The sequence below is a fragment of the Nocardia sp. NPDC006982 genome (assembly GCF_042869435.1).
Lineage (GTDB): Bacteria > Actinomycetota > Actinomycetes > Mycobacteriales > Mycobacteriaceae > Nocardia.
This window is the reverse complement of record NZ_JBIAFV010000015.1, coordinates 51,812-78,413: the sequence shown is the minus strand read 5'-3', so window position 1 is coordinate 78,413 and position 26,602 is coordinate 51,812. Positions and strand designations below refer to the sequence as shown.

31 protein-coding genes are annotated in these 26,602 nt (G+C 64.2%); 9 read left to right on the top strand and 22 right to left on the bottom strand.

Going from position 1 to position 26,602, the window contains the following annotated elements; all coding sequences use genetic code 11:
- Positions 1-41: 41 nt before the first annotated feature.
- Complete coding sequence (locus ACFYOW_RS38630; protein ID WP_387295164.1) at positions 42-164, bottom strand: DUF6131 family protein; 123 nt, start codon at positions 162-164, stop codon at positions 42-44.
- Positions 165-225: 61 nt separating this feature from the next.
- Here ACFYOW_RS38630 and ACFYOW_RS38625 point away from each other — a divergent pair, with 61 nt between their 5' ends.
- Positions 226-939, top strand: a complete 714-nt coding sequence (locus ACFYOW_RS38625; RefSeq protein ID WP_387295162.1) for a TetR/AcrR family transcriptional regulator C-terminal domain-containing protein — start codon at positions 226-228, stop codon at positions 937-939.
- Positions 940-953: 14 nt separating this feature from the next.
- On the opposite strand, the gene ACFYOW_RS38620 is transcribed toward ACFYOW_RS38625, so the two are convergent.
- Complete coding sequence (locus tag ACFYOW_RS38620; protein ID WP_387295160.1) at positions 954-1,367, bottom strand: DUF5994 family protein; 414 nt, start codon at positions 1,365-1,367, stop codon at positions 954-956.
- The gene (locus ACFYOW_RS38615; protein ID WP_387295158.1) at positions 1,333-2,118 is read right to left on the bottom strand and encodes a TetR/AcrR family transcriptional regulator; all 786 of its coding nucleotides are present in this window, start codon (positions 2,116-2,118) and stop codon (positions 1,333-1,335) included. Before ACFYOW_RS38615 ends, ACFYOW_RS38620 begins: the two co-directional genes overlap by 35 nt.
- Before the next feature lie 173 nt (positions 2,119-2,291).
- On the opposite strand from ACFYOW_RS38615, the gene ACFYOW_RS38610 reads away from it, so the two are divergent.
- From ACFYOW_RS38610 to ACFYOW_RS38600, 3 genes are all read left to right on the top strand, one after another.
- Complete coding sequence (locus tag ACFYOW_RS38610) at positions 2,292-2,465, top strand: hypothetical protein (RefSeq protein WP_387295156.1); 174 nt, start codon at positions 2,292-2,294, stop codon at positions 2,463-2,465.
- A 20-nt stretch (positions 2,466-2,485) separates the two neighbouring features.
- Complete coding sequence (locus ACFYOW_RS38605; protein WP_387295154.1) at positions 2,486-3,712, top strand: fatty acid desaturase family protein; 1,227 nt, start codon at positions 2,486-2,488, stop codon at positions 3,710-3,712.
- A 133-nt stretch (positions 3,713-3,845) separates the two neighbouring features.
- Entirely contained in the window at positions 3,846-4,667 is an 822-nt protein-coding gene (locus ACFYOW_RS38600) for a class I SAM-dependent methyltransferase (RefSeq protein WP_387295152.1), read from the top strand.
- Between the two features lie 533 nt (positions 4,668-5,200).
- On the opposite strand, the gene ACFYOW_RS38595 is transcribed toward ACFYOW_RS38600, so the two are convergent.
- The 11 genes from ACFYOW_RS38595 to rpsH all read right to left on the bottom strand — a co-directional run bounded on the left by ACFYOW_RS38595 (position 5,201) and on the right by rpsH (position 11,298).
- Positions 5,201-5,548 carry a type II toxin-antitoxin system PemK/MazF family toxin gene (locus ACFYOW_RS38595; protein WP_387295150.1) on the bottom strand — a complete coding sequence of 116 codons (348 nt, stop codon included), beginning with the start codon at positions 5,546-5,548 and terminating at the stop codon, positions 5,201-5,203.
- Complete coding sequence (locus ACFYOW_RS38590) at positions 5,545-5,763, bottom strand: ribbon-helix-helix protein, CopG family (protein WP_387295148.1); 219 nt, start codon at positions 5,761-5,763, stop codon at positions 5,545-5,547. The genes ACFYOW_RS38595 and ACFYOW_RS38590 overlap by 4 nt, the downstream gene beginning before the upstream one ends.
- A gap of 44 nt (positions 5,764-5,807) precedes the next feature.
- A complete protein-coding gene (gene map / locus ACFYOW_RS38585) occupies positions 5,808-6,605 on the bottom strand; it encodes a type I methionyl aminopeptidase (protein WP_063046906.1) in 798 nt (265 codons plus the stop codon).
- Positions 6,606-6,611: 6 nt separating this feature from the next.
- Complete coding sequence (locus ACFYOW_RS38580; protein ID WP_063046905.1) at positions 6,612-7,157, bottom strand: adenylate kinase; 546 nt, start codon at positions 7,155-7,157, stop codon at positions 6,612-6,614.
- Positions 7,154-8,476 carry a preprotein translocase subunit SecY gene (gene secY, locus ACFYOW_RS38575; RefSeq protein ID WP_387295145.1) on the bottom strand — a complete coding sequence of 441 codons (1,323 nt, stop codon included), beginning with the start codon at positions 8,474-8,476 and terminating at the stop codon, positions 7,154-7,156. Before secY ends, ACFYOW_RS38580 begins: the two co-directional genes overlap by 4 nt.
- 138 nt (positions 8,477-8,614) lie before the next feature.
- On the bottom strand, positions 8,615-9,058 hold the full coding sequence (gene rplO, locus ACFYOW_RS38570; protein WP_063046903.1) for a 50S ribosomal protein L15: 444 nt from the start codon (positions 9,056-9,058) through the stop codon (positions 8,615-8,617).
- 1 nt (position 9,059) lies between these two features.
- A complete protein-coding gene (rpmD, locus tag ACFYOW_RS38565) occupies positions 9,060-9,239 on the bottom strand; it encodes a 50S ribosomal protein L30 (protein WP_387295143.1) in 180 nt (59 codons plus the stop codon).
- A 2-nt stretch (positions 9,240-9,241) separates the two neighbouring features.
- Positions 9,242-9,904 (bottom strand): 30S ribosomal protein S5, encoded by a 663-nt coding sequence (gene rpsE, locus ACFYOW_RS38560; RefSeq protein ID WP_063046902.1) that lies wholly within the window; start codon positions 9,902-9,904, stop codon positions 9,242-9,244.
- Between the two features lie 31 nt (positions 9,905-9,935).
- Positions 9,936-10,343 carry a 50S ribosomal protein L18 gene (gene rplR, locus ACFYOW_RS38555; protein ID WP_063046901.1) on the bottom strand — a complete coding sequence of 136 codons (408 nt, stop codon included), beginning with the start codon at positions 10,341-10,343 and terminating at the stop codon, positions 9,936-9,938.
- A 2-nt stretch (positions 10,344-10,345) separates the two neighbouring features.
- Entirely contained in the window at positions 10,346-10,885 is a 540-nt protein-coding gene (rplF, locus tag ACFYOW_RS38550; protein ID WP_063046900.1) for a 50S ribosomal protein L6, read from the bottom strand.
- 14 nt (positions 10,886-10,899) lie between these two features.
- Positions 10,900-11,298, bottom strand: a complete 399-nt coding sequence (gene rpsH / locus ACFYOW_RS38545) for a 30S ribosomal protein S8 (protein ID WP_062983150.1) — start codon at positions 11,296-11,298, stop codon at positions 10,900-10,902.
- Between the two features lie 274 nt (positions 11,299-11,572).
- Here rpsH and ACFYOW_RS38540 point away from each other — a divergent pair, with 274 nt between their 5' ends.
- Together ACFYOW_RS38540 and ACFYOW_RS38535 are read left to right on the top strand one after the other, a co-directional pair.
- A complete protein-coding gene (locus ACFYOW_RS38540) occupies positions 11,573-14,344 on the top strand; it encodes an ATP-binding protein (protein ID WP_387295140.1) in 2,772 nt (923 codons plus the stop codon).
- A gap of 197 nt (positions 14,345-14,541) precedes the next feature.
- Positions 14,542-15,195, top strand: a complete 654-nt coding sequence (locus tag ACFYOW_RS38535; RefSeq protein ID WP_387295138.1) for a Uma2 family endonuclease — start codon at positions 14,542-14,544, stop codon at positions 15,193-15,195.
- Positions 15,196-15,324: 129 nt separating this feature from the next.
- On the opposite strand, the gene ACFYOW_RS38530 is transcribed toward ACFYOW_RS38535, so the two are convergent.
- The 4 genes from ACFYOW_RS38530 to rplN are packed head-to-tail and all read right to left on the bottom strand — an operon-like array spanning position 15,325 to position 16,767.
- Entirely contained in the window at positions 15,325-15,510 is a 186-nt protein-coding gene (locus ACFYOW_RS38530; protein ID WP_014981705.1) for a type Z 30S ribosomal protein S14, read from the bottom strand.
- Between the two features lie 4 nt (positions 15,511-15,514).
- Positions 15,515-16,078, bottom strand: a complete 564-nt coding sequence (gene rplE, locus ACFYOW_RS38525; protein WP_062983164.1) for a 50S ribosomal protein L5 — start codon at positions 16,076-16,078, stop codon at positions 15,515-15,517.
- A gap of 1 nt (position 16,079) precedes the next feature.
- A complete protein-coding gene (rplX, locus tag ACFYOW_RS38520) occupies positions 16,080-16,397 on the bottom strand; it encodes a 50S ribosomal protein L24 (protein ID WP_040686592.1) in 318 nt (105 codons plus the stop codon).
- 1 nt (position 16,398) lies between these two features.
- Positions 16,399-16,767, bottom strand: coding sequence for a 50S ribosomal protein L14 (gene rplN, locus ACFYOW_RS38515; protein ID WP_040686591.1), 369 nt, complete (start codon positions 16,765-16,767; stop codon positions 16,399-16,401).
- A 344-nt stretch (positions 16,768-17,111) separates the two neighbouring features.
- Here rplN and ACFYOW_RS38510 point away from each other — a divergent pair, with 344 nt between their 5' ends.
- Together ACFYOW_RS38510 and ACFYOW_RS38505 are read left to right on the top strand one after the other, a co-directional pair.
- Positions 17,112-19,157 (top strand): M13 family metallopeptidase, encoded by a 2,046-nt coding sequence (locus ACFYOW_RS38510; RefSeq protein WP_387295135.1) that lies wholly within the window; start codon positions 17,112-17,114, stop codon positions 19,155-19,157.
- A 98-nt stretch (positions 19,158-19,255) separates the two neighbouring features.
- Complete coding sequence (locus ACFYOW_RS38505; protein WP_387295133.1) at positions 19,256-21,292, top strand: M13 family metallopeptidase; 2,037 nt, start codon at positions 19,256-19,258, stop codon at positions 21,290-21,292.
- 21 nt (positions 21,293-21,313) lie between these two features.
- Here ACFYOW_RS38505 and ACFYOW_RS38500 read toward each other — a convergent pair whose 3' ends face one another.
- Positions 21,314-21,835, bottom strand: a complete 522-nt coding sequence (locus ACFYOW_RS38500; protein ID WP_387295310.1) for a Uma2 family endonuclease — start codon at positions 21,833-21,835, stop codon at positions 21,314-21,316.
- Positions 21,836-22,079: 244 nt separating this feature from the next.
- Positions 22,080-22,418: a hypothetical protein gene (locus ACFYOW_RS38495; protein WP_387295131.1), complete on the bottom strand. Its 339-nt coding sequence runs from the start codon at positions 22,416-22,418 to the stop codon at positions 22,080-22,082.
- A gap of 272 nt (positions 22,419-22,690) precedes the next feature.
- Between ACFYOW_RS38495 and ACFYOW_RS38490 the strand changes: the two genes are divergently transcribed.
- Complete coding sequence (locus ACFYOW_RS38490; RefSeq protein WP_387295129.1) at positions 22,691-23,674, top strand: ABC transporter substrate-binding protein; 984 nt, start codon at positions 22,691-22,693, stop codon at positions 23,672-23,674.
- A 2-nt stretch (positions 23,675-23,676) separates the two neighbouring features.
- Here ACFYOW_RS38490 and ACFYOW_RS38485 read toward each other — a convergent pair whose 3' ends face one another.
- Together ACFYOW_RS38485 and ACFYOW_RS38480 are read right to left on the bottom strand one after the other, a co-directional pair.
- Positions 23,677-24,741, bottom strand: a complete 1,065-nt coding sequence (locus ACFYOW_RS38485) for an MAB_1171c family putative transporter (protein WP_387295127.1) — start codon at positions 24,739-24,741, stop codon at positions 23,677-23,679.
- Between the two features lie 44 nt (positions 24,742-24,785).
- A complete protein-coding gene (locus ACFYOW_RS38480) occupies positions 24,786-26,555 on the bottom strand; it encodes an MFS transporter (protein WP_387295125.1) in 1,770 nt (589 codons plus the stop codon).
- Positions 26,556-26,602: the final 47 nt, after the last annotated feature.

Sequence of the window (26,602 nt, the reverse complement as noted above, 5' to 3'; positions counted from 1 at the left end):
TCGCGGGTATGCGCGACGGTGCCCGCGTGCCGTCTGGACGGTCAGTAGAAGTGGCGGCGACCGCGGATGGGGTGGCCGCTGGTGCCCGCGAGCGTGAGCACCAATCCGATGACGACGACAATGACTGGTTCTTCCAGTAGACGCCGATTATGCCGTAATGTCAACGCCGTAGGTCTACGATAATGACCTACAGTGGAGATCCTGGGAACTGGAGAATGCTTCGAAATGACCGAACCACCGACCGATCACACGAACTCCCGATCCGGGCGGCCAACAGGCCGGGGCGACGGTCCGGTGACCAGGGCGACGGTGCTGCACGCGGCACTCGAGATCGTCGATCGGGACGGGATCGACGGACTCTCGATGCGGCGGCTGGCCGACGCAGTGGGCCGGGATCCGATGGTGGTCTACCGGCATGTGGCCAATAAGGCCGCGGTGCTCGACGGCGTCGCCGAGGTCATCTTCGCGCAATTGTCGGTCGATGCCTCCGACGCGGACTGGGCCGCTCAATTGCGAGTGGTCGCACGCGATTTCCGAAGCTTGGCGCTGGCCCATCCGAAGGCGGTACCGCTGCTGGTGACCCGGCCGTTGGCGACACCGTTGGGGCTGCGTCCACAGGCAGTGGTCCGCCCGCTCGAAGATATCCTCGCGCTGCTCACCGGTGCCGGGTTTTCCGGTGCGGATGCCCTCCACATCTACCGTGCGCTGTTCGGCTTTCTCTACGGTCACGTACTCAACGAATTGCAGGAGATCGTGGAGCGTCCCGAGGAAACCGACGAGGTGCTGCGCCTCGGGCTGCATCGGCTGCCCATCGCGGAGTTCCCGCTGCTGCGCGAGCTCGCTCCGGCGCTCGCGGCCTATGACGGTGCCACCGAACTCGAACGAGGTCTCGATATTCTGCTCACCGGACTCGCGGCGACGCTGCCGGGCAAAGGGTGATGATCGTTTGCCACTCAGGCCCCCGCTCCGCCTTCGGAGTCCCAACGTTGCTGTGCCACAACCATTTCCGCTTCGGCGGGGGTAACCACCACTAGCGTGAGCTCAGCACCGCTTACCCCGAGAACAACGAGCGTATGCCGGTCCTTGTGCCGGTAACCGTCGAGCCGCACCAGTCGCCCGCCACTGGCGAGTTTCCGTGGCGCTACGGCCCATTCGTCGAGGTGATAGATCACTCGATGGATCGGGCCGAGTCGGGTCGCGACCGCGGTGAGCAGATCCGGCAGTTCGGCCACGAGGTCATTGCCGCGCGGACGCCACACGCCGTCGACCGAACCGGCTGCGTCCGTTGTGAATTCGAGTTCCTGTCGCAGCCGACGGGAATTCGGTGGGTGTCTACCCGAGTCGATTCGGGTCAGTTGGTGCGTCATGGTCGACGCTCCCCTCTCGGCCGCGTGGCGGCCGGGTCATGGTGGCGGTGAGGCCGGTGAGCAGAATGTCCAGGCCCTGTTCGAGTTCGACGACGCCGTCGTAGGCAGCCAGGTCGGTGGCGAGACCGCGTAGCAGCGGGAATTCGCCGATCGGCAGGCGGTGCAAGCCCAGGCGCAGCAGGTCGGTTGCCTCTTCGGGGCGTTCGACGAGTTCCTGTCGTTCATTGAGGATGTGGCCGTAGAGAAAGCCGAACAGCGCACGGTAGATGTGCAGCGCATCGGTGCTGCTGAATTCGGCACCGGTGAGCAGCGCGAGGATGTCCTCCAGCGGACGCAGCGTGCCTACTGGTCGGAGCCCGAGCGGGGTGGCCAGCGGGTGGGTGACCAGCAGCGGAACAACATTCGGGTGGTCGACCGCGAGACGGCGGAAGTCGCGCGCGATGCTGCGCAGCTGGTGGCGCCAGTCGTGATCGGTGGTGTCGACGGTCAACTGCTCGAGCACGATCTCGGCGACTCCGTCGAGGAGCGCCGCCTTATTCGCGGCGTGCCGGTAGAGCACCATGGGGTCCCGGCCGAGGGCTGCGCCGAGGCGTCGCATCGATAGCCGGTCGATGCTGTCGCGGTCGATGATCTCGAGCGCGGCCGCCAGCATGGCGGCCCTGGTCAATGGAGTATTCCCGGCGTTGGCGCGGTGCGCGCTTCCTGCCGGATTCTTGGGGGAACCGATGGGTCCTTCCCTGATTCCGTTCATCTGATTCAGCGCCTCTCGATGAAACCGCAAACTGTTAACGATGTAAGCCTACGCCGTAGACACGCGGCGTAGATAGGGCATAAGCTGTGGATATACCGGATCGCGCAGCGGCTGGTCGGGCGGTTTCGGCTGTCAACCACCGATGCCGCGCATCCGGGGACAGGAATATTCCGATGACGATCGAAGACAAGGTCGCGCAGCAGGTTCGGGCAGTCCGCACAAGCTTGCGGAAACTGCTCGCCAAACCGGACGAAGACAGTCGGCGTCGGACCGACATCGGCGGCAAGCGCCCCAACGACGTGGTCGAACGGATCTCGAAATCGCTGCGGAACGCATTCAAACGCTGACCCGATCGGGGACATGAGGAATGGCAATCACACAGGTCGCGGTCTACGCGCATCTGACCGCGGCCGATATCGAGGCACTCGGAGACGAGCTCGATGCGATTCGCCGCGATATTACCGATCAGCGCGGTGCGCGGGATGCGGCCTACATCCGCCGCACGATCGCCTTCCAGCGGACACTCGACGCCGGGTCGCGGCTGATGATCGGTCTCAGTCGCAAGCGGACCGGTTGGATACTCGGGACTGCCGGATTGGCGATGGCGAAGAGCATCGAGAATATGGAGATCGGCCACAACGTCTGCCACGGCCAATGGGATTGGATGAACGACCCGGAAATCCATTCCAGCACTTGGCAATGGGATATGGCGGGTCTGTCGTCGCAGTGGCGGTATTCGCACAACTATCGCCATCACGTCTTCACGAACGTGCTCGGCATGGACGAGGACATCGGATTCGGTGTCATACGCGTGACCCGCGACGACCGTTGGCACCCGGGGAATCTGCTGCAGCCGTTGCTGAATCTATTGCTGGCGGCCACCTTCGAGTGGGGTATCGCGCTGCACGGCCTCGACTCCGAACACCTCCGAGCGGTGACCCCGGCCCAGAAGGCGATGCAGACCAGAGCGCTCCTCGGCAAGATCGCCCGGCAAACCGGCAAGGACTATCTGCTGTTCCCCGCATTCAGCGGGCGGCGCTGGCGGCGCACCTTGGCCGCGAACACCAGCGCCAATATCCTGCGCAACCTATGGGCCTATCTGGTGATCTTCTGCGGGCATTTCCCGGACGGCGCAGAGAAATTCGCGCCGACCGTCCTGGAACACGAGACCAAACCGGAGTGGTATCTGCGCCAGATGCTCGGCACCGCGAATTTCGACGCGGGCCCGATACTGGCCTTCCTCAGCGGCAACCTCTGCTACCAGATCGAACACCACCTGTTCCCCGACCTGCCGAGCAACCGGTACGCCGAGATCGCCCTGCGCGTGCGGGCACTATGCGACAAATACGACCTGCCGTACACCACCGGTCCATTACTGCACCAATATCTGCTGACGCTACGCACCATCCACAAACTGGCACTGCCCGACAGCCTCCTGATCGCCACCTCCGACGACGCACCCGAAACCGCATCCGAACACAAGTTCGCGGGCATCGATTCGTCCGTGGCCCTCGACGCTGATCGCACTCCGGGACGTCGCGGGTTGCGCACGGCGTTGCGCCGACTAGCGAGCAATCGTGCATTCGTCCGCTAACTACTACCTCCCACGTTATCGAACACGAAAACGCCTATCCGGCAATGGATCTCGTCGGCACGTGCCGTGACTCATGGTCATCCGCGCAGTAAATAACCTGCGTCAGCGCGGGCGGGCGCGGTAACGTCGTCGCGTGTGGGACTTCGGGCAATCCGCTGACGGAACAACGAATCCGGCCCAACTCCGCGCCGAGCGTGCCGCCTCATTCGGCGCACATGCCGCAGCGTATGCCGAGCATCGCCCTGACTATCCCACCACGGCCATTCGATGGGCGCTGGAGCCGATCGCGACACCCGCACCGGTCGTTCTCGATCTGGGCGCAGGCACCGGCAAACTCACCGAGGGGCTGCTTGCCATCTGCGCGGAAGTAATCGCCGTCGAACCCGATGCCGCGATGCGCGCCGAACTGGCCCGCCGCTTTCCCGAGGTGATCGCGTCGGCCGGTGCGGCAGAGTCGATTCCATTGGCCGACGGCTCGGTGGATGCGGTACTCGCCGGGCAGGCATTCCACTGGTTCGACAAGGAGCGGGCATTTCCCGAGATCGCACGGGTACTGCGTGCGGGCGGAGTCTTCGCCGCGCTGTGGAATGAGGATGACCTCGACGTCGAATGGGTTGCGGAGTTGCACAAGGTAACTCGGACGTCCGCGTCCCTCCCATCGCAGGAACAGCTGCCCGCGCGACTGCCCGCACATCCGTCGTTCGAAAACTTCGAGCGGGCCGACTTTCCCCACCGCCAGCGCCGCACCGCCGAATCCCTCACCGCGACAATTGGAACCCATTCGCACACGCTGGTCATCCCCACACAGGCACGCAACGAGTTGCTCGCACGAATCTCCGACTACCTGCGCGGCAGGCCCGAGACAGCGGCCGGCGAATTCGACTTCCCCATCCACACCGACGTCATCCGCACCGTACGCCGCCCGGTCGATATCCGAACACCGCAGTCGAATTGAGCCGCGCAGCGGTCTAGCGGAAGTCGCTACCTACTCGGTGCGCCACGCACCCCGCAGCACCGCCCCTGAGCTGTACGGAGACCCGTGTCGCCGCCTCTGATGCGCCCATCGAACGATCACTGTTCGTCGCAGAACTACGCAATCCCACAAGGGAATTCGAGTAGCTATCTACTCGGGTGAGCACCCCTCCCCGGGCCATACGCTTCTCCCATCGTTGAGGTTCAGCACGAATCGGAGGAGAAATCATCGCCATTGTGGTTTGCGGTCGATCCCCTGAATGACCCCGGGTTGCGGTAAGGACGCATGAGCGCGGGTGCAAGGAACGACGACACCGATCCAGCGTGAGCTGGGTAATGTCAGGGCAGGCAGCGGACGCATTGTGTCCGAAGCCGTTGCGTACCAGACATTTACGACCTGCGGGCGTCGGTGCGGCTCGGCTCCTCGCCGCGCGACGTCACCGAACTCGGAGACAGATCAGGGTGACCAACCACGCACACGACATAATGTTTGGCCAGGTCGGCAACACAGTCGAGCTACAGACTCAGGTGTAGTCGTAGCGCCCGATCGAGTTCGGCCACAAGAGTTTCGGGCAGTCGACCCAATGTGCGCCCGACTCTTTCGACCGATACTGAACGTACCTGTTCAGCCTGAGCCTTCGAAGAAACCCGCAAGCCTGGAACATCCTCCAATAAGACTTGGAACGGAAAAACCTTCTCTGTGTTACTGGTAACCGGGACAACCGTGACAACACCCCGGCCGAGTTGTGCAGCGCGACGATTCGCACCGTCGTTACTCACGACAATCGCGGGACGAAGTTTGCTGACCTCATTCCCCCGAACCGGATCGAAATCTACGAGCACGACATCGCCACGGCGCATCACATCAACCCGTCGTCGGCAGTCGCCGACCAGGCAGCTTCCTCACCGGCTGCGTCCCACTCATCCCATGCCTCTTCGTAGGCATCTTCGAGAGCACGACTACGAAGCAGCGCGATCGCCTTGTGAACGGCGGCCGACCGCCCTGGCAAGCCGGACCGACACACTTCAGCGTCGAGCGCCGCTACATCCTCGTCCGACAGGCTCACACTAAGCTTCATACCCATAATGCTACCAGGGTAGGAATAGTTGGGATACCGCTCTCTTACTCCGGACGAACCGTAAGAATCCGCGGCCCATCCTCGGTAACCGCAACCGAATGTTCCCAGTGCGCGGCCCGACTACCGTCCAGCGTCACCACGGTCCAGTCATCGTCGAGCACCTTCGTCTGCGTAGTGCCCAACGTCAGCATCGGCTCGATCGCGAGCACCGATCCGACCACGAGTTTCGGCCCCTTACCGGGCGCACCCTCGTTGGCCAGGAACGGATCCATATGCATCTCCCGGCCGATGGCGTGCCCACCGTAACCGTCGACGATACCGTAGGACCGGCCGTGCTCCTTTTCGGCCGCGCGCGTACCCATTTCGATGGCATGCGAGACGTCGGTCAGCCGGTTGCCGGGCAGCATGGCCGCGATACCCGCCTCCATCGACATCTTGGTGGCCTCGCTGAGCAGCTCATCGGCCTCGATGATCGTGCCAACACCGAAGGTCCAGGCCGAATCACCGTGCCAGCCTTCGAGAATCGCGCCACAGTCGATCGAGACCAGATCACCTTCGGTCAGAATCTCGGACGAGGTCGGAATCCCGTGCACCACACGGTCGTTCACCGATGCGCAGATCGAACCCGGAAAGCCGTGATAACCCTTGAACGACGGCACGGCGCCCGCATCGCGGATCACCTGCTCGGCGATCTCGTCCAACTCCAGGGTGGAAACACCGGGCTTGGCCGCCGCGCGCACCGCGACGAGTGCGCGGCCGACAATCGCACCGGCCGCTGCCATCGCATCCAGTTCACCTGCCGTCCGGAACGGCACAACCTTCTTCTTGCGGTTGAAGACCATCCGGCCTCAGTGTCCCAGGGCGTGCAGCGCGCGTGCGTTGACCTCGTCGATCTCGCCGACACCGTCGACCGAGACGACCAGACCGTCGTAATGCTCCAGCAGCGGCTCGGTCTCCTCGCGGTACACCCGGAGCCGGTTGCGGATCACGTCCTCGTTGTCGTCGTTGCGACCGCGCGCCATCATCCGGCCGACCACGGTCTCCTCGGGCACGACGAAGCACAGCACCGCGTCGAGCTTCTTGTCCATATCCGCGAGGATCTTCTCCAGCGCGTCGGCCTGATCGACCGTGCGCGGGTAGCCGTCCAACACAAAGCCGTTCGCGGCATCCGGCTCGGCGACCCGAGCCTCGACCATGCGGTTCGTCACATCGCTCGGTACCAGATCGCCTGCGTCGATGTACTTCTGCGCCTCCCGGCCCAGCGGCGTCTGAGCGGAGATATTCGTGCGGAACAGGTCCCCGGTGGAGATGTGCGGGACGCCCAGTTTGTCCGACAGTAGGTCGGCCTGGGTGCCCTTGCCGGCTCCCGGCGGTCCGAGCAGTACAAGTCTCACTTGAGGAACCCTTCGTAATTTCGATTCATCAGCTGGCTTTCGATCTGCTTCACGGTGTCCAAGCCGACGCTCACCATGATCAGCACCGAGGTGCCACCGAACGGAAGGTTCTGGGTGCCACCGGATGCGCCGATATCGAGGAAAAGGTTTGGCAGGACGGCCACGAGACCGAGGTAGATCGAGCCGGGGAGGGTAATGCGGCTCAATACGAAATTGAGGTAGTCGGCGGTGGGCCTACCGGGGCGATACCCGGGGATGAAGCCGCCGAACTTCTTCATCTCGTCCGCGCGTTCCTCCGGGTTGAAGGTGATCGCGACATAGAAGTAGGTGAAGAACACGATCAAACTGAAGTAGATCGCGATGTATGCGGGGTTGCCCGGGTTCACCAGGTATTTCTGGATGATCTCCTGCCACCAACTCCTATCGGTGGCGGTCTTCGAGGAGGTCAGCTGCGCGACCAGGTTCGGCAGGTACAACAGTGAGGACGCGAAGATCACCGGAATAACACCGGCCTGATTGACCTTCAGCGGCAGATAGGTCGAGGAACCGCCGTACATCTTGCGGCCGACCACACGCTTGGCGTACTGCACCGGAATTCGGCGCTGGCCCTGCTCGACGAAGATGACCGCGGTGACGATCGCGAACGCGGCCACACAGACCAGACCGAAGACCAGTCCACCGCGGTTCTGCAGAATGTTGTTGCCCTCGTTCGGGATACGTGCGGCGATACCGCCGAAGATGAGCAGTGACATGCCGTTGCCGATACCGCGCTCGGTGATCTGCTCGCCGAACCACATGACCAGTGCGGCACCGGCGGTCATCACAAGCACGATGATCACCATGCCGAAGATGCTGGTGTCGGCCAGGATGTCCTTCTGGCAGCCCTGCAGCAGCTGACCGCGGGCCGCGAGCGCGACCAGACCGGTGGCCTGCAGGATCGCCAGCGCGATCGAGAGGTAGCGGGTGTACTGCGTCATCTTGTTCTGGCCCGTTTGGCCTTCTTTACGCAGTTCTTCGAAGCGCGGGATGACGACAGTGAGCAGCTGGATAATGATGCTCGCGGTGATGTAGGGCATGATGCCGATCGCGAAGACCGACAACTGCAGCAGCGCCCCACCGGAGAACAGGTTGATCAGCTGATAGATACCGGCGGAATCACCGCCGGAGACCAGGTCGATGCATTCCTGCACGCTCTTGTAATCGACACCGGGGGACGGCAGCGAAGCACCCAAGCGGTACAGCGCGATCAACCCCAGCGTGAAGAGAATCTTCCGCCGTAAGTCCGGAGTCCGGAAGGCCGATACGAAGGCGGAAAGCACAGATCCTCCTGGCGAACGACATGGTCATGCCACGGATATAGAAAACCCATGACGAGGCTTGGCAGACAACAATTGAACTCTAACAGTGGCACCGGACGAGCTCTTCACTCGTCCGGTGCCACTATCTGCAGAGTACCGTCAGCCCAGCTCGGTGACAGTGCCACCGGCCGCGGTGATCTTCTCCTTGGCGGCGCCGGTCACCTTGTCGACGGTCACCTGGACCGCGACGCCGATCTCGCCATCGCCGAGAACCTTGACCAGCTGGTTCTTGCGAACCGCGCCGGCTGCCACCAGCTCCGCCTTGCCGATCGCGCCGCCCTCGGGGAACAGCTTGGCGATCGCGCCGACATTCACGACCTGGTATTCCGTGCGGAACCGGTTCGTGAAGCCCTTGAGCTTGGGCAGCCGCATGTGAATCGGCATCTGCCCACCCTCGAAGGCGGCCGGGACGTTCTTGCGAGCCTTGGTGCCCTTGGTACCGCGGCCCGCGGTCTTGCCCTTGGAGCCCTCACCGCGACCCACACGGGTCTTCTCGGTCTTGGCGCCAGGAGCCGGACGCAGGTGATGCAACTTGATGGTCATGTCAGACCTCCTCAACTGTTACGAGGTGGCGCACGACGTTGATCAGCCCACGGTTCGCAGGGTTGTCCTCACGAACCACGGTCTGGCGGATCTTGCGCAGGCCGAGCGTACGAAGGCTCTCCCGCTGGTTCGCCTTGGCGCCGATCGACGACTTGATCTGGGTCACCTTGAGATCTGCCATAACTACCGACCTCCCGCTGCCTGAGCGCGTGCGCGCAGCATGCCCGCAGGGGCAACATCCTCGAGGGGCAGACCACGACGGGCCGCGACCTCTTCCGGACGCTGCAGCATCTTGAGCGCCGCAACCGTCGCGTGCACGACGTTGATGGCGTTGTCGCTACCGAGCGACTTCGCCAGAATGTCATGGATACCAGCGCATTCCAGCACCGCGCGCGCCGCACCACCGGCGATCACACCGGTACCGGGCGAGGCCGGACGCAGCATGACCACACCGGCCGCCGCCTCACCCTGCACCGGGTGGGTGATGGTCGAGCCGATCATCGGAACGCGGAAGAAGCCCTTGCGAGCCTCCTCGACACCCTTCTGGATGGCCGCGGGAACTTCCTTGGCCTTGCCGTAGCCGACGCCGACCAGACCGTTGCCGTCACCGACGATCACCAGGGCGGTGAAGCTGAAGCGACGACCACCCTTCACGACCTTGGAGACGCGGTTGATCGCGACGACGCGCTCGAGCTGGTTCTTGTCGGCCTGCTGGTCACGACGGTCACCACCGCCACGACGATCGCGGCCACCGCCGCGGCCGTCACGGCTGTCGCCGCCACCGGCGGCACCATTCTGCTGTCCGGCGGGTCCGTTGCCGCCGTCACGCCTCTGACGTCCCGGCATCAGACGTTCCTTCCGTAAATGTTTGCAGTCATCAGAACTTCAACCCACCTTCGCGAGCGGCATCGGCGAGCGCCGCGATGCGGCCGTGGTAGTCGTGGCCACCACGGTCGAACACGACGGCCTCGATGCCCGCGGCCTTGGCACGCTCGGCGATCAGCTGACCGACCTTCTTGCCCTTGGCCGACTTGTCGCCGTCCAGTGCGCGCACATCGGCCTCGATCGAGGACGCGGCGGCAATGGTCTTGCCGATCGAGTCGTCGATGAGCTGTGCGTGCAGGTGACGCGAGGAGCGGTTGACCACCAGACGCGGACGCTCGGTGGTGCCGACGACCTTCTTGCGCAGACGGAAGTGACGGCGGGTCTTCGACAGACGACGCGTCGTCGACACGTCCTTGCCACGCGGAATGCGCTTGGCCTTCTGATTTTCGGTTTGCGCCATGATCACTTACCCGTCTTTCCGACCTTGCGGCGAACGACCTCGCCGGCGTAGCGGATGCCCTTGCCCTTGTAAGGATCGGGCTTACGCAGTCCGTGGATGACAGCGGAGATCTGACCGACCTTCTGCTTGTCGATTCCGGACACGGAGAACTTGGTGGGCGATTCCACCGCGAAGGTGATGCCCTCCGGGGCCTCGATCGGCACCGGGTGCGAGTAGCCGAGGGCGAACTCCAGGTTGGAGCCCTTGGCCGCGACACGGTAACCGACGCCGAAGATTTCCATCTTCTTCTCGTAGCCCTTGGTCACGCCCTCGATCATGTTCGAGACCAGGGTGCGGGTCAGGCCGTGCAGCGAGCGGTTCTGGCGCTGGTCGTCCGGGCGGGCAACCTCGAGCTGGCCGTCCTCACCCTTGGTGACGGTGATCGGCTCGGCGACGAGGTGGGTCAGGGTGCCCTTGGGCCCCTTCACCGACACGCTCTGGCCGTCGATGGCGACTTCGACACCGGCAGGAATGGCGATGGGCTTCTTACCAATACGCGACATTTGTCCTACCTCCCTTACCAGACGTAGGCGAGGACTTCGCCGCCCACGCCCTGCTTGGCCGCCTGACGATCGGTGAGCAGACCGGTCGACGTGGAGATGATCGCCACGCCGAGGCCGCCGAGGACCTTGGGCAGATTGGTGGACTTCGCGTACACACGCAGACCCGGCTTCGACACGCGCCGCAGGCCCTGCAGGCTGCGCTCACGGCTGGGGCCGTACTTGAGGTCGACGACGAGGGTCTTGCCCACGGTCGCGTCCTCGGTCCGGTAGTCGGCGATGTAGCCCTCGCGCTTGAGGATCTCGGCGATATTCGCCTTGAGCTTCGAGTGCGGAGCCTTCACCTGATCGTGGTACGCCGAGTTGGCGTTGCGCAGACGTGTCAGGAAGTCTGCGATCGGATCAGTCATGGTCATGGTTCGACCTTGACACCTTTCTCGCTGCGGTTCCCATGCAACACCGGCACACCAATAGGCGTGCCAGCCGTGGGCCTACAGCAATTCGGCGGTCCGGCCGACATTTGCCGACCGGATTGAGTTCTCATATGAGCTCTCGGTGCGAGGGCCGTCCACACGTCGATGCAACAGCGCATCTAGGACATGCGGACACAGAGGTGCCCGAGCAACCGCTCTAGTGTAGGCAAGGTCGCTACCAGGACAAAATCCGGGTCCGGCCCCTTACACTCACCGCGTGCAGGATTGTCTCGCGACCGCGTTCGTGGGTCGCGAAGCCGAACTGGCGAGTCTGGCGGCACTCGGTCAGCGGGCGGCCGCCGGTCACGGGTGCGTCGTTTGGATCGAGGGCGAGCCGGGGATCGGCAAATCGGCGCTGCTGGAAGCGGCGCGAATTCCATTTGCGGCCGCGGGTCTGCACATCCGTGTCGGTGCAGCCGAGGAGTTGCGGCAGGGTGTGCCGTTCGCCGGTGTGCGCTCCTGGCTGGACGACATGGGCACGACCTCCCCGATCGACGCGTTGCGCAGCGGAGATCGCGTGGGCGATGTGGCGGCAACCCATGAACTCGCCATCGCCGAGGCGATTCTGGACCAGATCGATACCTGGTGCGCGGCGGGCCCGATCGCCCTGGTCATGGACGATGTGCACTGGGCGGATCGTTCGAGCCTGGCGCTGTTGCACCGGCTCTGCACCCTCGTCGACGAGCTGCCGCTGCTGCTGGTGCTCGCGGCCCGGCCACGTCCGCACGATCCGGACTTCGCCGCACTATCGGCCGAACTGGTGGCACGACAGGCACCGGTGCTGCGGCTCGGCGCTCTGCCCGACCCGGATGCCGCGGAACTGGTGCGTCATCTGGTCGGTGCCGAACCGGGTCCTCGGTTGTTGGAAAAGGTGGCCGAGGCCGGTGGGAATCCGCTGCACGTCACGGAATTGGTGGCCGCTCTGGTGCGTGACGGGGCGATCAGGGTGATCGCCGACACTGCCGATCCGGCGGGCGCTGCTGGCGCGAACCCGTCCGCGTCGTTGGCCGAGGCGATTACACAGCGGCTGGATTTCCTGTCTCGTCCGACGCGGGATGTGCTGCCGATGGCCGCGGCCCTCGGTCCGACCATTGATGTCGCGGACCTGGCGGTGGTGTTGAAGATCCCAATTCTGGATGCCTGGAGCGCCGTCACCGAGGCGCTGGACGGCGGGCTGCTCGTCCGCGTCGACTCCGAGTTGGTGTTTCGGCACGATCTGATCCGGCACGCGCTGGCGGATCGGCTACCTGCTTCGCTGCGGTCGGATCTGCTCCGGCAGGCCGGACAGGCGCTCCAGTCGACCGATGCGCCGATTGAGCGGGTTGCCTATTACTTGTCGGTCGCGGATCGCGAATTGGATGCGACCAGTCTGAATTGGCTGGTCGATGTCGCCGACAAGCTGATCGTTCGCGCGCCCGAGCTGGCAAAACGATTGTTGAGCCGCGTCGCCACCGCACCGGATCTCGACGCTGGAATGCGTTCGGTACTGATCCGACTGAGAATTCACGCCCTGCTCTGGGATGGAAACACCACCGAGGCCGAATCGGTGGTGCGTGAGGCACTGCTCACACAGCCGGACATCGAACTTCACTGGCTGCTCGCCCAGATCTATCAAGCCCAGGCCCGGCTGACCGATGCCGTCGCACTGGCCGAGGAGGTGCTGTCCACCGGGGAACTCGACGACGAGGACGCCGCACGTTTTCTCGGCATGTCCGGACTCGGCAATTTCTTTCTCGAGCGGTTCGCCGCGGCCGAGCGGGCCGGTCGGCAAGCCGCGGTACTCGGCGAGAGCGCCGGGAACCCGCTGGCCACCGGATACGGGCTCACGGCGGTGGGGGCGGTGCGCTACACCCAGGGCAGGCTCGACGAAGCGCTGGACCTGAGCGCGCGCATCCCGGCCCTCTTCGAAGACGGAACCGGACCCGACCAATTCGATCCGTACGCCCTCTACGCCCACTGCCTGATCGAACTCGACCGGCTGAGCGACGCCGAGGAGGTTTTGCAGACAGCCATCGGGCGCAACCGCCGCTTCCGCGGTGTCTATCTGTCCTCGAACCTGGTGGCCAAGGCGCGGATGTATCTGGTGGGCGGGCGCTGGGACGACGCGCTGGCCGAATGCACGGCGAGTATGCAAACCCCCGATGTACTCGGTTACGCGACAGTCGCGCATACCGTCGCCGCGCTCATCGGAATTCGCCGCGGCACCTTCCTGCCGGATCCCGACGGCCTGCCCGCACCCGACGCTCGCCTGGGCAATATCGGCTACGCGCATTTCCATCCATGGGTCAAGGCACTGACACACGAAGCCCGCGGCCGCCCCGACCTGGCACTGGAACTACTCGTCGACACGCACAAGCGCCTTTCCGACGGATTGGCCTCAGCCACACTGCATTACATCTACCCGGACATCGCGCGCTTGGCCGCGGAAATCGGCGACGCGCACGCGGCCCGAGCGGTAGCCACGAGCGCGGATCTGCTGCTCACGCGACAGTCGACCGCATCGCGCACCGGAACCGCCCTGCTGTGCCGCGGCCTCGCCGACTCCGATCCCGACGCCCTCCTCGCGGCCGCCCACGCCTTCCAACGATCCGGCCGCCCATTGTTCGAAGCCCAAGCACACGAAAACGCCGCCGTCCTACTCGCCGCAGCAGAGCGCGGACCCGAGTCCCGCAACGCACTGGACGCGGCGGTCGAACTGTATTCCGCTCTCGGCGCATCCTGGGATTCCGCCCGCGCGGTAGCCCGGGTGCGCCCCTATGGAATCCGCCGCGGCGTCCGCGGCCCCCGCAACCGCCCCAAATCCGGCTGGGCCGCCCTCACCGACACCGAACGCAAGGTCGCCACCCAAGTCGCCGAGGGCCTGTCCAACGCGGATATCGCCGCCCAAATGTTCTTGTCCCGCAGGACAATCCAATCCCACGTATCGAATATCCTCGCGAAACTCGATCTCCACTCGCGCCGGGAAATCACCACACCGCAGGCTCACTGAACCCCGGCTCGAAAGCCCACTCCCGCATACTTTCGAAGGCGTCGCAGAGCAAATGACCACCTCGCACAGCGCACAAGCTATGCGAGGGTGATACCCGTTCTGCGGGAACGTCATTGGCTGCGCGGCGCCGCCAACCGGTCTGCGGGAGACCACCGCAACCAGGGCAAATAGTCGCCCTGCCCGGCTAGCATTGCACCATGTCGAGTCCGCAGATCGAGCGTCCCGACCTCCCGGAGTACATGACCTGGGAGGAGCTGGAGCAGCTGCCCGAAGAGATCGCGGAGCAGATCGAACTCTGGAACGGGCGCGTCGTGTGGCTCCGACGCGGGCCTGCCGAGCACCAAGCTTTCACCTTCGCGTTGACAAGCGCGCTCAAAAGCAGCGCCCGCAAGGCCATGACCGAACAGCCGCAACAGTGCTGGCGTGTGGACTTCGAGACGAATGTGTTCTTCGGCGACGCCGGAAAGTCCGATTTCGTCACACCGGACTTCCTCGCCTATCGCTGCCTCGACAAGCCCTACCAGGACATCCGCGCAGCGGACGTGGTGCTCGTCGGTGAAGTCCTGTCACCCTCCAATTCCCAGACCGATATGGAGGAGAAGAAGGCGAAGTACGCCCAAGCCGACATCCCCTGGTATTGGGAAATCGCACTCGCCCGGGAAAAGAGCGAAATCGCCTACGTCCACGCCTACGCCCTCGCAACCGAGGTCGACCACCTCCCCGCCGGCGTTCGGGCCTTGTACCCCGCGAACTACATCCTGACCGGCAAGTGGTCGCCCAACGATTCCGCCGCTATCACAATCAACTTCCCATTCCCCATCACCATCCCCTGGTCCGAACTCGAATTCTGAACCGCGGCAAGCGAATCGACACCCCTGGAAACCGGATGGGCGGGTACTGAAACGCGCAAGGGCACGGCCTCCGCTGGAGGCCGTGCCCTTGTTCAGTTTCGTGCGGGTGCGCTCACAGTGAGCGCAAGCTCACCAGGAGCTCTTGTGCACGCCCGGGAGTTCACCGCGGTGCGCCATTTCGCGCAGGCACACGCGGCACAGGCCGAACTTGCGGTAGACGGCGTGGGGACGGCCGCAGCGCTGGCAGCGGGTGTAAGCCCGGACCGCGAACTTCGGCTTGGCGTTGGCCTTGTTGACCAGTGCTTTCTTAGCCATGTGCTCAGTTCTCCTTGAACGGGAAGCCGAGGTGCTTGAGCAGGGCACGGCCTTCTTCGTTGTTGGTCGCGGTGGTCACCACGGTGATGTCCATACCGCGCGGGCGGTCGATGGAGTCCACATCGATCTCATGGAACATCGACTGCTCGCTCAGGCCGAACGTGTAGTTGCCGTTGCCGTCGAACTGCTTCGGCGACAGACCGCGGAAGTCGCGGATACGGGGCAGCGCGATGGAGACCAAGCGGTCCAGGAACTCCCACATGCGGTCGCCGCGCAGGGTGACCTTCGCGCCGATCGGCATGCCCTCACGCAGCTTGAACTGCGCGATCGACTTGGTGGCCTTGCGGATCTCGGGCTTCTGACCGGTGATCAGTTCCAGGTCCCGGACCGCGCCGTTGATGAGCTTGGCGTCGCGCGCGGCGTCACCGACACCCATGTTCACGACGACCTTGACCACGCCCGGGATCTGCATCACGTTGGCGTAGTTGAACTCGCTGTTCAGCGCGTCCTTGATCTCGGCACGGTAGCGCGCCTTCAGACGCGGCTGAGTCTTCTCAGAGGTGGTCATGTCAGATGTCCTTCCCGTTCTTACGGGAGATCCGGACCCGCTTGCCGCTCTCCTCGTCCGCCCGGTAGCCGACGCGGGTCGGCTTGCCGTCGGAGTCGACGACCATCACGTTGGACACGTGGATCGGAGCTTCCTGGGTCACGATGCCGCCCGAGGAGGCACCACGCTGGTTGGTGGAGTTGGCAACGTGCTTCTTGATCCGGTTCACGCCCTCGACCAGGACCCGGTTCTCCTTCGGGTAGGCCTGGATGACCTTGCCCTTGGCGCCCTTGTCCTTACCCGAGATGACGAGCACCGTGTCGCCCTTGTGCACCTTCATGTCAGAGCACCTCCGGAGCCAGCGAAACGATCTTCATGAACTTCTTCTCGCGCAGCTCGCGGCCGACCGGGCCGAAGATACGAGTGCCACGCGGGTCGTTGTCCGCCTTGATCAGCACGGCCGCGTTCTCGTCGAACTTGATGTATGAACCGTCCGGGCGACGACGCTCCTTGACGGTGCGCACGACGACGGCCTTGACGACCTCGCCCTTCTTGACGTTGCCACCGGGGACAGCGTCCTTGACGGTGGCGACGATGATGTCGCCGATGCCGGCATAGCGACGCGACGAACCACCGAGAACGCGGATGCAGAGGATTTCCTTCGCACCCGTGTTGTCGGCGACGCGCAGTCGCGACTCCTGCTGAATCACTTCAGCCTCCTTGACCTGGATGTATACGCACGCCGGATTGCCGACCCGACGGGCATGGTCGTGTCACCATCCGAACGCGCGCCTGCCAGCGGTTTTCTCGATCGGATGGATCAACCACTGGGGGTTCGCGGCCGGATTGCGGGCACAGCTCCCGCAGGCAACCGGTTCAGTGTAGGGGAATCCCCAGGTCGGTCCCAAATCGGGCCTGCGCGGGCGCAGCCTGAACTTCCGCTGTGAAACCCGCGTGGATCAGTGCTCTCGGGCCGTCCCGTTACTACCCTCGGAACAAGCAAGATCACCGGATGAGCTGCACATTCCATATCGTCGCTGAATAGGGGGTTTCGTTGAGTTCGTCTGCGCGTCCCACCCGGGTCGGTCGTCGCACCCTTTTGATCGCACTCGGTGTGATTCCAGCCACTACCGCGCTGGTCTCCTGCTCGCGGGAGCAGTCGGTGCGGCTCACCGGTGTCGATATGCGGGGCGAAGACCCGGCGATTCGGCCACAGGACGATCTGTTCCGGTACGTCAACGGAGCCTGGCTGCGCGATTTTCAGCTGCCGCCGGATAAGCCGTCCTTCACCACCTTCGACGAGGTCGGCGACCGAGTGGAACAGCAGCTGCGCGAGATCATCGACGGTATCCACGAGCCCAAGGCCGGGACCGCCGAGCAGCAGATCCGCGATCTCTACGACGCGCGGGTCGATCTGGCCGAAATCGAGCGGCTCGGCGTGGCCCCGCTGGCGGATCTGTTCGCGGCGATCGACGGCGCGACGACCAAACCGGATCTGGCCAAGGTGATGGGCGGGCTGCCGATCGGCGGGCTCATCGGCTTGTCCGTCGGGGTCGATCAGAAGAATTCGGCCGAATACGTCGCCGGCATCTCCCAGTCCGGTATCGACTCGAATATGGGCGAGCAGTATTACCGCAAACCCGAATACGCCGAGCAGCGCGCCGCGTATCAGACCTATCTGCAACGCGTCGCCGCGGGCGCGGGCTTTCCCGATCCGGCAGGTACCGCCCAGCGGGTATTCGAACTCGAAACCAAGATCGCCACCGGCTTCTGGGACGATGTTCGGCTGCGCAATCCCGATGCCGTCTACAACCCGATGAGCTGGACCCAACTGACCGCGCTCGCACCGCAATTCGATTGGGAGCCATGGCTGGCGGGCAATACCGACCGGCCGCGTGCACTGTTCGATCGCGTGGTGGTCGGCCAGCCGTCCTTCGTGTCGACGGCCGGAAAGCTCTGGGCCGAGGTCGATATCGCGGCCTGGCGGGAGTATCTGCGCATGGCGGTGGTCAAACAGTTCGCATCGCTGCTGCCCAAGGCCATTGCCGATGCCGAATTCGATTTCGTCGGCAAGGTGCTGCAAGGGTTGCAGGAGCGTCCGGAGCTGTGGAAGGACGGGATCGCGACCCTCAATGCGAACCTGAGCCAGCCGCTCGGGAAACTCTATGTGGACAAACACTTTCCGCCCACGGCCAAAGAGCGCGCCTTGGCGATGGTCGCCGACCTCATATCCGCCTACCGGGCCGACTTCACCGATTCGACCTGGATGTCGCCGCCGACCAGACAGGCCGCCATCGCGAAGCTCGACAAGATCGTCACGAAGATCGGCTATCCGGACAACTGGATCGACTACTCGGGATTGACGATCGCACGCGGCAAATTGATCGAATCCGTCCGCGCCGCACAGCGTTTCGAGACCAAGCGCGGTTTCGCGCACCTGGGCACCCCGGTCGACAAATCCGAATGGCAAATGCCACCGCAGATGGTGAATGCCCAGTACAACCCGAATGCGAATTCGATCTCGTTTCCGGCCGCCATTCTGCAGCCGCCGTTCTTCGACTCCGATGCCGCGACCGCGGTCAATTACGGCGCGATCGGGGCGGTCATCGGTCATGAGATCGGACATGGCTTCGACGATCAGGGTTCGCGCTACGACGGTGACGGCAATCTGCGCGACTGGTGGACGCCCGAGGACCGGACCGCATTCGAGGCCAAGACCAAGCAGCTCATCGATCAGTACAACGCGCTGGTCCCGACCGGTCTCGACCCGAGCAAGCACGTCGACGGCGCGCTCACGGTCGGAGAGAATCTCGCGGATCTGCGCGGTCTCGGTATCGCCGTGGCCGCCCTCGGCATCGCCGATAAACGCGACGGCAAGGGCGACCCGGACAACCGCGCGCTGTTCCTGTCCTGGGCCCGGATCTGGCGGGAGAAATCGACGAAGCAGCACATGGAACTGCGACTGGCCATGGATCCGCACGCGCCCAACGAGTTCCGCTGCAACCAGGTGGTCCGCAATATCGACGAGTTCTACACCACCTTCGCCGTCGAACCGAGCGACAAGCTGTACCTGGCCCGGGACCAGCGGGTCTCGCTTTGATCCGACGGGCTGGCAACGCCGGAGACAGGTAGCCTCGGGCCAGCACTATCGCGCCTGACGAGGATGCGGCCGGGACCGCATCGGGAGAGGAAATCCTCGTGACATCAACCGGTCGTCTCGGTCAGCTGGACCGTCGTGCCTTCCTGATCGCGCTCGGGGTGGTGCCCGCGGCCGTCGCTCTGGCCTCCTGCACCAAGGATGAGCATCAGGTGCAGCTCACCGGGGTCGATATGGGCGGCGCGGACGAGGCGATCCGGCCGCAGGACGATCTGTATCGGCATGTCAACGGCAAGTGGCTGCGGGAGTACCAGCTGCCGCCGGACAAGGCCGCGGTCGGCGCGATCAGCGATGCGAGCGATCGGACGCTGGATCAGCTGCGCGAGATCATCGAGGGCATCAAGGATCCGAAACCGGGTTCGGAGGCGCAGCAGATTCGCGATCTCTACGATGCGCGCCTCGATGAGGCCGCCTTCGAAACGCTCGGCATGTCACCGCTGACCGATCTGTTCGCCAAGATCGATGGCGCGGCGACCAAACCGGATCTGGCCAAGGTGATGGCCGAGCTGCCGATCGCCGGGCTGATCGGTATCGGAGTCGGCATCGACCGCAAGGACTCCAATTCCTATATCCCCACCATCAGCCAGTCGGGCATCACGCTGAGCGAGCAGTACTACCGCAAGCCGGAATACGCCAAACAGCTCGCGGGCTACAAGACCTACCTCGAGAAGATGTCCGCGGGCGCTGGGTTCGCCGATCCGGCGGGGATCGCGCAGCGCATCGTCGATCTGGAGACCAAGATCGCGGCGGCGCATTGGGACAGCGTGCGCAATCGCAATACCGATGCCACCTACAACGTGATGGGCTGGCACGATCTGGTCGCGCTCGGACCGCAATTCGATTGGGATCCGTGGATGGCGGGCAATACCGATCGGCCGCGCTCGCTGTTCGACAAGATCGTGGTGGCGCAGCCGTCGTTCGTGACTGCGGCCGCGCAACTGTGGGCCGATACCGATATCGCACTGTGGCGAGAGTATCTGCGGGCCAATGTGGTCGCGGAGTTCGCTCGATTCCTGCCGAAGGCGATCCGCGACGCGCGGTTCGATTTCGTCGGCAAGGTGCTCAGCGGACTCGAGGAGCGGCCGGAGACCTGGAAGTCCGGCGTCGGCGTCGTCGACGACAATCTCGGTGACCAACTCGGCAAACTGTATGTGGACAAGCACTTTCCGCCGGCCGCCAAGGATCGGGCCAAGGAGATGGTGGCCGACCTCATGGCCGCCTATCGGGAGAACTTCACCAATTCGACCTGGATGTCCAAGCCGACCAGGGACGCCTCGATCGTCAAGCTGGACAAGATCGAGGCCAGGATCGGATATCCGGATAAGTGGGACGACTACTCCGCGCTGAAGATCACCCGGGGCAAGCTGATCGAATCCCTGCGCGCCGTCAATGCTTTCGATTCCAAGAAGGCGTTCAACCGGCTCGGCACTCCGGTCGACAAGTCCGAATGGGGTATGTCGCCGCAGACCGTCAATGCCTACTACTCACCCACCAGCAACCAGATCACCTTCCCCGCCGCTTATCTGCAGCCGCCGTTCTTCGACAAGGACGCGACGACCGCGGTCAATTACGGTGCGGTCGGCGCGACGATCGGTCACGAGATCGGCCACGGCTTCGACGATCAGGGCCGTAAATACGACGCCAGCGGTAATCGCAGCGATTGGTGGACACCCGAGGACCTGGCCGCATTCGAGGCCAAGACCAAACAGCTGATCGATCAATTCGACGTGCTGGTCCCCGAGGGCCTGGATCCCAAATACCACGTCGACGGCGCACTCACGGTCGGTGAAAACCTGGCCGATCTGCGCGGCCTGCAAATCGCCGTCGAGGCCTACCGCATCGCCGCCAAGCGCGACGGCATCGAGCCCGACTACCAGCAGATGTTTTTCTCCTACGCCCGCAGCTGGCGCGAAAAGCAGACCGAGGAATCGACCATCAGCCTGCTCCAGGACGTCCACGCCCCCAACGAATTCCGCTGCAACCAGATCGTCCGCAATATCGCCCAGTTCTACAACACCTTCGCCGTCAAGGAAGGCGACAAACTCTTCCTCCCCGAAAACCAGCGCATCACCCTCTGAGCCGGAGGCCGACCTTCCTCGTTATCGGACCAGGTCCGCGAAGCTGATATCGCCCAGCACCACGCGCTCCAGTCGTACGAATCCGTCGCGATGCAACCGGTGCAGGCGGTATTCGGCGGCGTGGGCGTCGAGCCGGAACTCGCGGACCTCTTCGATGTCGTACTTGGTGTCGAGTGCGACGACAAGGTAGAGCGGGATGCCCGCGCGGGCGTACTGCACCTTCTTGTCGAGCAGATCCTCGGCGGCGGTGGATGGCGAGGAGACCTCGATGACGATCAGGGCATCACCGGCCTCCGGTTTCGCACCCCGCTCCGGAAGACACCGATAGACCGTGACATCCGGCCGCCGGAACGTGAATTTAGGTACTCGCCAGAGCACTACGTCGATATCGGTCTCGACTCGAATACACGGTTCGGTACTCGGCAACTGCTCCATGGCACCGGCCAGCCTGCGCGCCACGCGATTGTGCTCGGGTACCGGCGATTCACAGACGATCACATGCCCGTGTACGACCTCGATCTCGCGTGCTGTCGCCTCGGGCAGTTGACGGTTATTGCTCCTCGGTCATCTCGTGCGGCAGATGGCCGTCGATCGTCATGACGGAAGCCTACCCATTCGCCATGGCGAGAGAGCCCATGTCCGCGGCAGCTGATCGACCGGCGATCTACTTCGCCGACGACGCCGTTGCGGGGCGTCGGATGGATGTGAAATAAGCCCGGCTGCTGTGCCGGGCTTACTCATACGAAGCGCTTCGAGGGGAATGGCTTGCGCTGCCGAGCTTCTGGAGTCAGAAGGCGCTGCCGGTGGAGGGCATGGGGAAATAGCCGGGCCAGCCCGGGGAGCCGAACCAGCCGCCATAGCCGCCGCCCCAGCCACCGTAGCCGCCCCAGCCGCCATAGCCGCCACGACCCCAGCCACCACGACCCCAACCGCCATGGCCCCAACCCCCGTGGCCGTGGATATCGTCGGCCTGATCGACCTGCACGATCGCCGGACCCTGCGCGTCGGTCGTATCGGCGAGCGCGGGGCCCGCGACCGCGGCGATCGGGGCCAGGGCAAGGGCGGAGGTGATGGCGATGCGGGCGACCATGGGGCGGACGCGTCCGGCGGAACTCTTTTGATTCATCGGAACTAACCTCAATTCGGTATGCGTCAGTCGTGCGAAGACCCGCGTGCTCACGGGTTCGACGTCGATGCCTCCCGGACGAGAGGATCATTTATTGACGTCATTTAACGTACCGCTATATAGCGGCACGTTCAATAGGTTCGCAATAGATGACATGACAGCAACCGGCAAGCCCGGATGATGCGACGATCAATGTAGGTTAGGCTGACCTTTGCTGTTGCGGCTCGAAGGGAGCCGAGTCGGGGAATTCCTCGATGAAGGAGAGGGTGTCGATGGAGTCTGCGCGGACGTCTCGTGGCTGGAAGCGGGCGGCGGTTGCCGTGCTGGCCGGTGCGCTGACCCTGGGTATCGCCGCCTGTGGGTCGTCGAGCGACGACGCGGGGTCCGACGGTGGCGCACCCGTGACCGTCAACCACGCACGCGGCACGACAACGGTGCAGGGCACCCCGAAAAAGATTGTCACACTGGGGAATCAGTGGCTGGATTCGACGCTGGCGCTCGGCGTGACCCCGGTCGGCTACGTCGACAATGTCGCCTCGATATCCAAGAGCACCCCGGCATGGGAGCCGAAGTCGCTCGAATCGGCGAAGGCCTTGAATACCACCGGCAATATCGCCGAGCAGGTCGCGGCGCTGGAGCCGGATCTCATTCTGGTGGACGGATTCCTGGCCGACCAGAAGACCTATGACGAGCTGTCCAAGGTCGCCCCGACGCTGCCCGCACTCACCTCCTCGTCGATCCAGCCCTGGCAGAACCTGGTGACCACGCTCGGCAAAGTACTGCACAAAGAAGACGACGCGACGCGCGTGATCGCCGATGTGGACAAGAAGGTGGAGTTCATCGGCCAGGCCAATCCGGGTCTGAAGGGCAAGACCTTCGCGAGCACCTGGTTGGCCAGCCCGGCCCAGCTGATGGTGCTGACCGATCCGAACGACGGGTCCAGCAAGATCTTCTCCCAGCTCGGACTGAGCATTCCGAAGAACCTCGCCGATCAGCCGTCGAATCAGGGCAGGCTGGCGCTGTCCCCGGAGCGGGTCGACGAGCTCACCGCCGATCTGCTGCTCGCGGGCTACTCCCCCGGTATGGACGAAAAGTACCGGCAGCTCCCCGGATACGCCGATCTGCCCGCGGTGAAAAAGGGTTCGGTGGTCTTCCTCACGGTGCAGGAAATCAGCGCCGTCAACCAGCCGACCGCACTGTCGGTGCCCTACCTGTTGAACAAGCTGGAGCCCGCCTTCGCCAACGCGGCGAAATAGGTTCAGCGCGCCGAAGATTCGAGGGCCGCACGCACCAGCGCGCGAGCCTTCGGCCATTCCGCGGCCAGAGCGAGCAGGTACCTGAGTTCATCGGTCCGGTCGCGCAGGTCGACCGGAGTGGCGCGACCGGAGGCCGTCGCGGGCGACCCACCAGCAGCTTTGGCCTGTACGGCCTGCGCGATACACCGCGTGTATTCGCGAATATCGGTGTGCGCCTCGATATCCGGTGCGTACGGCCGCAATTGCACTAGGGCGTCGCGGATTTCGACCGTCATCCGATACAGCCGTGATGTGGAACCACTACTCGGCCGAGCCAGCACCACCTCGGGTACGGCATCGGTGAGCGCCCGCCACAGCGGACGCAGTCGGCGACAGCAGCGCCCGGCCCGATCCAACTCCGCCCGAATCAGCAACGCATTCCACAGCGGGATTCCGATCAGGCCCGCGAGCAGGACCAATGTCGCGTATGTTCCGATCGCCCAGATCAGCCCCTGCTCATCGGGGCGAGTGCCGGTGGCCATCCGCACGAGCGAGACCACCGTGGCGCACGCGGCATACCCGGCGACGAGCAGCAGTGCACCGTAGGTCAGTCGTTCCTTCGCCGTGATCCCACCGGCGCGCAACTCCCGGACGCAGGCCCGCGTCATCAGCATGCCGGACAAGGCCGTCGGCACCGCGGTAAGCGACCAGACGGTGAGCCCCCAATCTCGCTGCGGTGCCACCACTATGCCGACCAGCACGACACCTCCGGCCGCCACGGCGATCCCGTCATAGGTGCGCTGCCGCCGCACCGCGGTCCGGGTGTCCACGCCGTCGAGCAAGCGGGCGAATCCGAAGACATTCGCCACAGTCAGCGCGCCGAAGATCGTGAACAGATCGAGGGCGAGATGAGCCCGACCGAGCCGACCGACGCAGATAAAGACGAGCAGACCGACCAGATCCCAGGCCAGTGCGCGATTGATGAGCCGGTCGCTGAGGGTCTCCTCGACCAGGAACCACCGGCCGATGGTGATCGCCGCGACGAATCCGACGATCACCACCACGGGCGCGACCGGCAGCGAGTTCATGGCCCAGACAGTAGAGTCCGAGCGCGGCACGCACCAGCCGTAGCTCAGCGCGCGGCGACGAGTTCGTCGGCCTCGGCGAGTTCGGCCAGTTCCTCCTCGACGTACTTATCGCCCGCGAAGTACGAGGCCACGGCGGCCAGGAACATCATCAGGGCGGCCGAGACGAACACCACGATCAGACCCGAGTGGAACGGTCCGGTGAGCAGATGCGGGAAGAACTCCTGACCGGTGAGGGTGTCCGCATTGACGCCCGGCTTGGCCAATTCGCCGCTGGGGCCGAGCAATTCCTGGATCGGGTTGTAACCCAGGAAGGCGGCGAACAAGCTCGCGACGGGCGGCAGATCGGCGAGTTGGGACGCGGCGCCCGCGGATACGCCCTGGGCGCGCAGACCACTGTCGAGTGCCGAGGGCAGGCTCGCGGCGAGGCCGACGACCATGAGCGAGAAGAAGATTCCCATCGACAGCGCGTTGCCGCCATTCAACAGGGTGCCGCGCATACCGGAGGCCGCACCGCGCTGGGACGCGGGCACGCTCGACATGATGGCGGCGGTGTTCGGTGAGAAGAACAGTCCGCAACCGATACCGTTGAGCAGCACGATCGCGGCGAACACCCAGTAGTTGAAATCGACCGGGATGACGAGCAGCAGCAAGAAGGTGAGCCCGGCCAGTGTCGCGCCGCCGGTGGTGAACCGGCGCGATCCGTAGCGATCCGACAGCCAACCCGAAACCGGTCCGGCGACAAGGAATCCCACGGTCAGCGGCAAGAGATAGATGCCAGCCCACAGCGGCGTCGATTCGTAGTCGTAGCCGTGCAGCGGCAACCAGATGCCCTGCAGCCAGATGATCAGCATGAACTGCATGCCACCGCGGCCGATCGACACCATCAGATTGGCGAAATTGCCGAGGCCGAACGCACGGTTACGGAACAGCGACAGATGGAACATCGGCTCGGCGACCTTGGTCTCCACCACGCAGAACGCCGTGAGCAGGGCGATGCCGCCGAACACCGCACCGAGCACCCAGGGGTTGGACCAGCCGGTGGGATGTCCGCCATGCGGCTGGATGCCGTAGGTGATGCCGGTGAGCAGTGCGGTCAGGCCGAGGCCGAAGGTGATGGTGCCCGCCCAGTCGACCTTGCCCTTGGTGCGCATGCCGACCTCATGCAGCGAGCGATAGGACCAGATCGAACCGATCACGGCGATCGGCACGCTGACCCAGAACACCGCGCGCCAATCCCATTCCGAGAGCACGCCGCCGATGATCAGCCCGAGGAAGGAGCCCCCGACCGCGGCGACCATATTGATGCCGAGCGCGGTACCACGCTGTTTGGCCGGGAAGGCGTCGGTGAGGATGGCCGTCGAATTGGCCGTCAGCATGGCGCCGCCGATGCCCTGCAGCACACGCCAGACGATGATCCACATCGCGCCCGAACCACCATGGAACGGATCGAAGGACAGCGCGACCGAGGTCACCGCGAAGACCGCGAAGCCGAGGTTGTAGACCCGGACGCGGCCGAAGATATCGCCGAGCCGCCCGAACATCACCACGAGCACCGCGGTGACGAGCAGATAGCCCATCAGCATCCACAGCAGATAGCCGACATTGCCCGCTTCCAGCGGATTCAGTCCGATGCCTCGGAAGATCGCGGGCAGCGAGATCAGCACGATCGAGGCGTTGACCGCGCTGAGCAGCACACCGAGAGTGGTGTTGGTCAGGACGATCCACTTGTAATGCGGGTGGTCCCGGTCGTAGCGCAGGCGACGACGAATGGTCTGGACATCACCCAGATCGAGATCGGCGGATGGAATCGTCACGGCAGCCCCTTGCGTATCGTTACCTCAGAAAACTATATAGTTAGCCG

What these genes read in the sequence shown, in the direction of transcription:
- ACFYOW_RS38625 (WP_387295162.1), top strand. Translation starts at nt 226, where the DNA reads ATGACCGAACCACCGACCGATCACACGAACTCCCGATCCGGGCGGCCA.
- ACFYOW_RS38620 (WP_387295160.1), bottom strand. Translation starts at nt 1,367, where the DNA reads ATGACGCACCAACTGACCCGAATCGACTCGGGTAGACACCCACCGAAT.
- ACFYOW_RS38615 (WP_387295158.1), bottom strand. Translation starts at nt 2,118, where the DNA reads ATGAACGGAATCAGGGAAGGACCCATCGGTTCCCCCAAGAATCCGGCA.
- ACFYOW_RS38610 (WP_387295156.1), top strand. Translation starts at nt 2,292, where the DNA reads ATGACGATCGAAGACAAGGTCGCGCAGCAGGTTCGGGCAGTCCGCACA.
- ACFYOW_RS38605 (WP_387295154.1), top strand. Translation starts at nt 2,486, where the DNA reads ATGGCAATCACACAGGTCGCGGTCTACGCGCATCTGACCGCGGCCGAT.
- ACFYOW_RS38590 (WP_387295148.1), bottom strand. Translation starts at nt 5,763, where the DNA reads ATGAAGCTTAGTGTGAGCCTGTCGGACGAGGATGTAGCGGCGCTCGAC.
- map (WP_063046906.1), bottom strand. Translation starts at nt 6,605, where the DNA reads ATGGTCTTCAACCGCAAGAAGAAGGTTGTGCCGTTCCGGACGGCAGGT.
- rplO (WP_063046903.1), bottom strand. Translation starts at nt 9,058, where the DNA reads ATGACCATCAAGTTGCATCACCTGCGTCCGGCTCCTGGCGCCAAGACC.
- rpmD (WP_387295143.1), bottom strand. Translation starts at nt 9,239, where the DNA reads ATGGCAGATCTCAAGGTGACCCAGATCAAGTCGTCGATCGGCGCCAAG.
- rpsE (WP_063046902.1), bottom strand. Translation starts at nt 9,904, where the DNA reads ATGCCGGGACGTCAGAGGCGTGACGGCGGCAACGGACCCGCCGGACAG.
- rplR (WP_063046901.1), bottom strand. Translation starts at nt 10,343, where the DNA reads ATGGCGCAAACCGAAAATCAGAAGGCCAAGCGCATTCCGCGTGGCAAG.
- rplF (WP_063046900.1), bottom strand. Translation starts at nt 10,885, where the DNA reads ATGTCGCGTATTGGTAAGAAGCCCATCGCCATTCCTGCCGGTGTCGAA.
- rpsH (WP_062983150.1), bottom strand. Translation starts at nt 11,298, where the DNA reads ATGACCATGACTGATCCGATCGCAGACTTCCTGACACGTCTGCGCAAC.
- ACFYOW_RS38535 (WP_387295138.1), top strand. Translation starts at nt 14,542, where the DNA reads ATGTCGAGTCCGCAGATCGAGCGTCCCGACCTCCCGGAGTACATGACC.
- ACFYOW_RS38530 (WP_014981705.1), bottom strand. Translation starts at nt 15,510, where the DNA reads ATGGCTAAGAAAGCACTGGTCAACAAGGCCAACGCCAAGCCGAAGTTC.
- rplE (WP_062983164.1), bottom strand. Translation starts at nt 16,078, where the DNA reads ATGACCACCTCTGAGAAGACTCAGCCGCGTCTGAAGGCGCGCTACCGT.
- rplX (WP_040686592.1), bottom strand. Translation starts at nt 16,397, where the DNA reads ATGAAGGTGCACAAGGGCGACACGGTGCTCGTCATCTCGGGTAAGGAC.
- ACFYOW_RS38495 (WP_387295131.1), bottom strand. Translation starts at nt 22,418, where the DNA reads ATGAATCAAAAGAGTTCCGCCGGACGCGTCCGCCCCATGGTCGCCCGC.
- ACFYOW_RS38490 (WP_387295129.1), top strand. Translation starts at nt 22,691, where the DNA reads ATGGAGTCTGCGCGGACGTCTCGTGGCTGGAAGCGGGCGGCGGTTGCC.
- ACFYOW_RS38485 (WP_387295127.1), bottom strand. Translation starts at nt 24,741, where the DNA reads ATGAACTCGCTGCCGGTCGCGCCCGTGGTGGTGATCGTCGGATTCGTC.